Consider the following 6,599-nt stretch of genomic DNA (forward strand, 5'->3'; position numbering starts at 1 on the left):
CATACGCCTATGCAGGCTTAAGCAGGACGTGCTTCTTCTTGCCGAAGGAGAGCTTGATCACGCCCTCGGGCGTCAGATTGTCTGTCGACAGTGCCATCTTTTCGTCAGTGACCGGCTCGTCGTTGACGCGAAGGCCGCCGCCCTTGATCTGGCGCCGGGCTTCGCCGTTGGAAGCAACGAGGCCCGCCTTGACGAAGGCGTTGAGCACGCCGAATCCGGCGTCGATCTCGCCCCGCGGAATTTCCACCGTCGGCAGGGTTTCGGCCAGCGCGCCTTCCTCGAAGGTGCGGCGCGCGGTCTCCGCCGCCTCGTTCGCGGCCTCGCGGCCGTGCAGCAGCGCGGTCGCTTCAGTGGCGAGCACCTTCTTGGCCTCGTTGATCTCCGAGCCGCCGAGCGCTTCGAGCTTCCTGATCTCAGCCATCGGCAGCGTCGTGAACAGCTTCAGGAATTTGCCGACGTCGGCATCCTCGGTGTTGCGCCAGTACTGCCAGAAATCATAGGGCGAGAACGCGTCGGCGTTGAGCCAGACTGCGCCTTGCGCGGTCTTGCCCATCTTGGCGCCCGATGCGGTCGTCAGCAGCGGCGTCGTCAGCGCGAACAGCTGGTGCGTGCCCATGCGGCGGCCGAGATCGACGCCCATGATGATGTTGCCCCACTGGTCCGAGCCGCCCATCTGCAATTTGCAGCCGGTGCGCTTGGCAAGCTCGACGAAGTCGTAGGCCTGGCAGACCATGTAGTTGAACTCAATGAAGCTCATCTCCTGCTCGCGCTCGAGGCGCAGCCGGACGGAGTCCATCGTCAGCATGCGGTTGACCGAGAAGTGCCGGCCGACGTCGCGCAGCATCTCGATCCAGTTCAGCTTGGTCAGCCACTCCGCATTGTCGAGCATGACGGCGTCGCTTGCGCCGCTGCCGTAGCGCAGCACTTTCGCGAACACGCCGCGGATCGATTCCTTGTTGGCCTCGATCTCGGCAATGGTGCGCATCGCGCGCGTCTCGTCCTTGCCGGAGGGATCGCCCACCATGGTGGTGCCGCCGCCCATCAGCGTGATCGGCTTGTTGCCGGACTGCTGCAACCAGTGCAGCATCATCATGGTCAGATAATTGCCGATATGCAGCGAGCGGGCGGTGCAATCGTAGCCGACATAGGCGGTCGCCTCGCCCTTGGCGGCGAGCGCGTCCAGCCCCTCGAAATCGGAGCATTGGTGGATGAAACCACGTTCCTGCAGGATATTGAGGAAATCCGATTTAAATGCAGTCATCTGTCGGCATGCCCAACAATTCTTGGTTTACTGTTTCGGGAGCAATTTAAGGGTCTTCCGTGGGAACCCGATTGCTGCCCGCCACTTGGCGCTGTGGCATTATAAGATGTGTCCCTCTGGCACAAGATCGGCATGCCGGAGGGGGTCTCTTGAGGACGCTGATCCATGATGTTGACGGCACTCGGTTTGATGAGCGGCACCTCGCTGGACGGGGTGGATGTCGCGCTGATCGAAACCGATGGAAAACAGGTGAAGGCATTTGGGCCGTCCGGCTACCGGGCCTATAGCCCTGCGGAGCGCAATCTGCTGCGTCAGGCCCTCTCCGAGGCTGTGCACCTGGCGCAACGTGACGCCCGGCCAGGCATCCTGGCCGAGGCCGAGCGCGCGGTAACACGGGCCCACGCCGAGGCGGTTGCCAACTTCTTCGCCCAGAACCGCATGAAGCCCGAGGATGTCGACATCGTCGGCTTCCACGGCCAGACCGTGCTGCACCGCCCCGAGCGGCGCCTGACGGTGCAGATCGGTGACGCCGCGGCGCTGGCGAAGGCGATCCATATCCCAGTGATGCATGATTTCCGCGCCGCCGACGTCGAGGCCGGCGGGCAGGGAGCGCCCTTCGTACCAGTCTACCACCGCGCGCTCGCCAACTCGCTGGATCGCGAGGGGCCGATCGTCGTGGTCAATATCGGCGGCGTCTCCAACATCACCTATATCGACGGCAACGATACGCTGATCGCCTGCGACACCGGCCCCGGCAACGCGCTGCTGGACGATTTCATGTACCGCACCATGAACCAGGCGTTCGATGCGGAAGGAAAGTTCGCAGCCCTCGGGAAGGTCGATGAGGCCTGGATCGCTCGCGCGCTGGAGCTGCCGTTCTTTGCGCTGCCTCCGCCGAAATCGCTCGATCGCAACGATTTTGCCGCCTTGAGGCTCGGCGACGTGGCGCCGGCCGACGGTGCGGCGACCCTGACCGCCTTCACCGCGACGGCGATCACCCGCATCATCCCGTTGCTCCCGCGTCGGCCGCGCAGCTGGATCGTCTGCGGCGGCGGCGCCCGCAACCTCACCATGCTCCGCATGCTGCGGGAGCGGGTGGGATCGGCGACAGTCGAGGCCGCCGAGACGCTCGGCTGGGCCTCCGACGCCATCGAAGCCCAGGCCTTCGGCTTCCTCGCGGCGCGCGGGCTGAAGGGCCTGCCATTGTCCTATCCGACCACCACGGGCGTGCCGATGCCGATGACGGGCGGGGTGATCGCGCGGCCCTGAGCGCGGCCGTTGTTCGCGCGCCGTCATCGCGAGCGACAGCGGAAGCAATTCCAAGGGACGCAGTCATTCCCCGCGAAGGCGGGGAATCCAGTACGCCGCGGCTTATCGGTTCAATCACTGCCGTCTAGCTGGCTGCACCGCAGGGCCCCAAGGCTGTTTCGTCTCCGTATCCTGCTGGCCGCGGCCTGCGTCGCCTTTATCGCGATCGGAATGGCGATCAACCTACTCCCGGTTCGGCCGTAACGCCAGTTCAATGCAGTTGCATTGATCTTGACGTGTGCATGCAAGTGCATTTATATTGGATGCAGTTGCATCGAACCGCCGGGATCGCGCCATGACCGCTTCACTGAAACTGATCAGCCACAAGCTTTGTCCCTACGTGCAGCGCGCCGTGATCGCGCTGACGGAGAAGGGCGTTCCGTTCGAGCGGGTCGATATCGATCTCGCCAACAAGCCGGACTGGTTCTTAAAGCTCTCGCCGCTCGGCAAGGTGCCGGTGCTGGTTGTGACGACCGACAAGGGCGAGGTCGCGCTGTTCGAGAGCAACGTGATCTGTGAATACATCGAGGAGACGCAAACAGGCCTCGAGCTGCATCCGGCGGATGCGCTGAAGCGTGCCGAGCATCGCGCCTGGATGGAGTTCGGCTCGGCGATCCTCGGCGACCTCTGGGGACTGGAGACGACGACGGATCCGGCGACCTTCGAAACCAAGCGCCAGGCGCTCGCTGCGAAATTCGCGCGCGTCGAGGCAGCGCTTGGCGCGGGCCCGTATTTCGCAGGCGATGCGTTCAGCCTGGTCGATGCGGTGTTCGCACCCGTCTTCCGCTATTTCGATGTGTTCGACGAACTGACCGAGCTCGGCATCTTCAGCGATCTTCCGAAGGTGCGGGCGTGGCGTGCGGAGCTGGCGAAGCGTCCGAGCGTACGCACCGCGGTCGGCGCCGACTATCCGCAATTGCTGCGGGCTTTCCTGGTGCGGCACGACGCCCATCTGCTCAAGCTCGCCGCCTGAGGCGAGCCGATGTCACAATCCATGGCCTGGCTGATGCTGGTGATCGCCGGCGCGCTCGATGTCGGCTGGGCGATCTCGATGAAGTACGCGGAAGGCTACACGCGGGTGGGCTGGAGCATCGCTTCGCTGGTGTTGCTCGCGGCCTTCGTCTTCCTGCTCGGGCGCGCCTTGAAGGTGCTCGAGGTTGGCGTTGCCTATTCGGTGTGGACCGGCATTGGGGCTGCCGGAACCTTCGTCATGGGCGTGGTGCTGTTCGGCGAGACCTTGAGCGCGATGAAGCTTGCCGGCATCGCGCTCGTCTTGACGGGGATCGCCGCGCTCAAGCTGGCTTGAGCTGCGAGCCTTGGCTTCGTAGCCCGGATGGAGCGGAGCGCAATCCGGGGCCGTGTATCCGCGGATGGATTTTCCCGGATTTCGCTTCGCTCCATCCGGGCTACAAGGTCTCAGCGCACGTTCGCGAGCCGCATGTCGAGATAGGCGGTGATGGTTTCCATCAGCGGCTCGAGCTTGGCGTCGAAGAAATGGTTGGCGCCGGGGATGACCTGCTGGTCGATCACGATGCCCTTCTGCGTCTTCAGCTTCTCGACCAGCGTGTTGACGTCCTTCGGCGGCACCACCGCGTCCTTCTCGCCATGCACGATCAGGCCCGACGACGGGCAGGGCGCAAGGAACGAGAAGTCGTAGAGGTTGGCCGGCGGCGCGATCGAGATGAAGCCCTCGACCTCGGGGCGGCGCATCAGAAGCTGCATGCCGATCCAGGCGCCGAAGGAGAAGCCGGCGACCCAGCAAGCGCGCGCTTCGGGATTGATGGTCTGCGCCCAGTCGAGGGCTGCGGCGGCGTCCGACAATTCGCCGGTGCCGTGGTCGAACGAGCCCTGGCTGCGGCCGACGCCGCGGAAATTGAAGCGCAGCACCGAGAAGCCACGATGCGCGAACGCATAATAGCACTGGTACACGATCTGATGATTCATCGTGCCGTGAAACTGCGGATGCGGATGCAGGATCATCGCGATCGGCGCGTTCTTCTGCTTGGCCGGGTGATAGCGGCCTTCGAGACGGCCGGCAGGGCCAGTGAAAATAACTTCAGGCATCGATGATCTCTTGATTGACTTGCTGGAGAGACGATCCTCGGCAATCAACCGATTGTGGCCTCATCGGCAGGTGCCGACGGAAGCGCGAATGAAGGGTGAGAAGGCGCGCCTTGCGGTGATGCGCTGAAGGCGTGCGGTGACTTGACGGTGCGGGTTCTAACATAGGCAGAGGGTCAAAAAGCAAGCATCTTGAACATCACCCAATGGGCTCAAGGCGTTAGCGTGTCATGGTCGCGTCATCGGCTGTCGCGGATCTGGAATCGCCCGTTGCCAAGCGCATGTCGGGGCGCCATGTCGAGCTGGAGGGGCCCCCACGGGCCAAGTTTCCCAAGCAAGGTAATATAATACTAGATGCGGAACCGCGTTTATCTCGACTGGAATGCGACCACACCGCTACGCGCCGAAGCGCGACGCGCGATGCTCGCCGCCTGGGACCTGGTCGGCAACCCGTCCTCAGTCCATGCCGAGGGGCGGGAGGCGCGACGGCTGGTCGAGGAGGCCCGCGCCGCGCTCGCGGTGGCGGTAGGGGCGCTGCCGCGGAACGTCGTCTTCACCTCCGCAGGCACGGAAGCCAACGCGCTGGCGCTGTCGCCTGGCCTGCGGCGGTCATCCGGCGGCCCGGTCGAGCGGCTGCTGGTCTCGGCCGTGGAGCACGCTTCGGTGCTGGCCGGTGGCCGGTTCCCGGCGGAGAGGGTCAGCCCGATCCCGGTGACGCGTTCCGGTGTGGTTGACCTCGACCATCTCACGAGTCTGCTCGGTGACGGCGCTCCGGCACTGGTTTCCGTCATGGCCGCGAACAACGAAACCGGCGCGCTCCAGCCGGTCGCCGAGATCGCCCGGATCGTCCACGAGGCCGGCGGCCTCCTGCACGTCGATGCAATCCAGGCGCTTGGAAAAATTCCATTTGAAATCAACGCTATCGGCGCGGATCTTGCGACTTTTTCTGCGCATAAGGTCGGCGGCCCCAAGGGCGTCGGCGCTCTGGTCGTGGCGGAGGGACTGACGGGACTGGAGCCGTTGTTGCGGGGAGGCGGCCAAGAGCTGAACCGACGCGCGGGAACCGAGAATGTTGCGGGAATCGCCGGCTTTGGCGCAGCGGTGAAGGCCGCGCTTCAAACTCTTTCCGAAGATGCGGAACAGATGGCAACCCTCAGAATTCGCTTGGAAAACGGCATCCGAGCAATCGACGGCGCAACGATCTTCTCGAACGAGGTGACGCGGTTGCCAAATACCGTCCTTTTCACCGCGCCCGGCCTCAAGGCTGAAACCGCCGTGATCGGCTTCGACCTCGAAGGCATCGCAGTCTCCTCAGGTTCGGCCTGTTCCTCGGGTAAGGTCCAGCCGTCCCACGTGCTGTCGGCGATGGGGTACGATCCCGCCGTGGCCCAGGGAGCGGTGCGCCTCAGTCTGGGCTGGTCCACGGAACTCGAAGACATCAATAGGGCGTTAGAGGCTTGGCGAAAGCTCGGTAATACCCTACTTAAGAGCTAAGCGATGAAACACGGCTTGAACGGTTCTAAGCGCGTGCTTTCCGCCAAAAAACATCGTAATAGACACCGTAATAATCGTTCGAGTTTGATCCACCGCGGTCCTTGAAACCGCGAGCGGAGGATGGAATGCCAGCCGTACAAGAGACGGTCGAGCGCGTGAAGCGCATCGACGTCGACCAGTATCGTTATGGGTTTGAGACCCTGATCGACTCCGAGAAGGCCCCCAAGGGGCTTTCGGAAGAGATCGTAAAATTCATCTCGCAGAAGAAGAACGAACCCGACTGGATGCTCCAGTGGCGGCTCGAGGCCTATCGGCGCTGGCTGACCATGACCGAGCCGACCTGGGCGCGCGTCGACTATCCCAAGATCGACTTCCAGGACCTCTATTACTACGCGGCGCCGAAGCCGAAGAAGACGGTCACCTCGCTGGACGAGATCGATCCGGAGATCCTGAAGACCTACGAGAAGCTCGGCAT

General features: G+C 63.6%; 6 protein-coding genes and 1 pseudogene. 5 read left to right on the plus strand and 2 right to left on the minus strand.

Annotation, left to right across the window (positions count from 1 at the left end; all coding sequences use genetic code 11):
* Nucleotides 1-7 precede the first annotated feature (7 nt).
* Nucleotides 8-1,261 carry a tyrosine--tRNA ligase gene (gene tyrS, locus BM190_RS34960; RefSeq protein ID WP_092262061.1) on the minus strand — a complete coding sequence of 418 codons (1,254 nt, stop codon included), beginning with the start codon at nucleotides 1,259-1,261 and terminating at the stop codon, nucleotides 8-10.
* Nucleotides 1,262-1,426: 165 nt separating this feature from the next.
* Between tyrS and BM190_RS34965 the strand changes: the two genes are divergently transcribed.
* The 3 genes from BM190_RS34965 to BM190_RS34975 all read left to right on the plus strand — a co-directional run bounded on the left by BM190_RS34965 (nucleotide 1,427) and on the right by BM190_RS34975 (nucleotide 3,875).
* Nucleotides 1,427-2,530, plus strand: coding sequence for an anhydro-N-acetylmuramic acid kinase (locus BM190_RS34965; RefSeq protein ID WP_092262062.1), 1,104 nt, complete (start codon nucleotides 1,427-1,429; stop codon nucleotides 2,528-2,530).
* A gap of 334 nt (nucleotides 2,531-2,864) precedes the next feature.
* Nucleotides 2,865-3,542: a glutathione S-transferase family protein gene (locus BM190_RS34970; protein ID WP_092262063.1), complete on the plus strand. Its 678-nt coding sequence runs from the start codon at nucleotides 2,865-2,867 to the stop codon at nucleotides 3,540-3,542.
* A gap of 9 nt (nucleotides 3,543-3,551) precedes the next feature.
* Complete coding sequence (locus tag BM190_RS34975; protein ID WP_018323029.1) at nucleotides 3,552-3,875, plus strand: DMT family transporter; 324 nt, start codon at nucleotides 3,552-3,554, stop codon at nucleotides 3,873-3,875.
* Nucleotides 3,876-3,985: 110 nt separating this feature from the next.
* On the opposite strand, the gene BM190_RS34980 is transcribed toward BM190_RS34975, so the two are convergent.
* Entirely contained in the window at nucleotides 3,986-4,633 is a 648-nt protein-coding gene (locus BM190_RS34980) for an alpha/beta hydrolase (protein WP_014495555.1), read from the minus strand.
* Nucleotides 4,634-4,984: 351 nt separating this feature from the next.
* Here BM190_RS34980 and BM190_RS34985 point away from each other — a divergent pair, with 351 nt between their 5' ends.
* Nucleotides 4,985-6,124 carry a cysteine desulfurase family protein gene (locus BM190_RS34985; protein WP_092262064.1) on the plus strand — a complete coding sequence of 380 codons (1,140 nt, stop codon included), beginning with the start codon at nucleotides 4,985-4,987 and terminating at the stop codon, nucleotides 6,122-6,124.
* 125 nt (nucleotides 6,125-6,249) lie between these two features.
* Nucleotides 6,250-6,599 (plus strand): annotated as a pseudogene (locus tag BM190_RS34990) (Fe-S cluster assembly protein SufB); the annotation flags it as partial.

The sequence above is a fragment of the Bradyrhizobium sp. Rc3b genome (assembly GCF_900114915.1).
Taxonomy (GTDB): Bacteria; Pseudomonadota; Alphaproteobacteria; order Rhizobiales; family Xanthobacteraceae; genus Bradyrhizobium.

Bases quoted from the DNA above. Each gene is read 5' to 3' on its own strand.
- tyrS (WP_092262061.1), bottom strand. From the start codon at position 1,261: ATGACTGCATTTAAATCGGATTTCCTCAATATCCTGCAGGAACGTGGT.
- BM190_RS34965 (WP_092262062.1), top strand. From the start codon at position 1,427: ATGATGTTGACGGCACTCGGTTTGATGAGCGGCACCTCGCTGGACGGG.
- BM190_RS34970 (WP_092262063.1), top strand. From the start codon at position 2,865: ATGACCGCTTCACTGAAACTGATCAGCCACAAGCTTTGTCCCTACGTG.
- BM190_RS34975 (WP_018323029.1), top strand. From the start codon at position 3,552: ATGTCACAATCCATGGCCTGGCTGATGCTGGTGATCGCCGGCGCGCTC.
- BM190_RS34980 (WP_014495555.1), bottom strand. From the start codon at position 4,633: ATGCCTGAAGTTATTTTCACTGGCCCTGCCGGCCGTCTCGAAGGCCGC.
- BM190_RS34985 (WP_092262064.1), top strand. From the start codon at position 4,985: ATGCGGAACCGCGTTTATCTCGACTGGAATGCGACCACACCGCTACGC.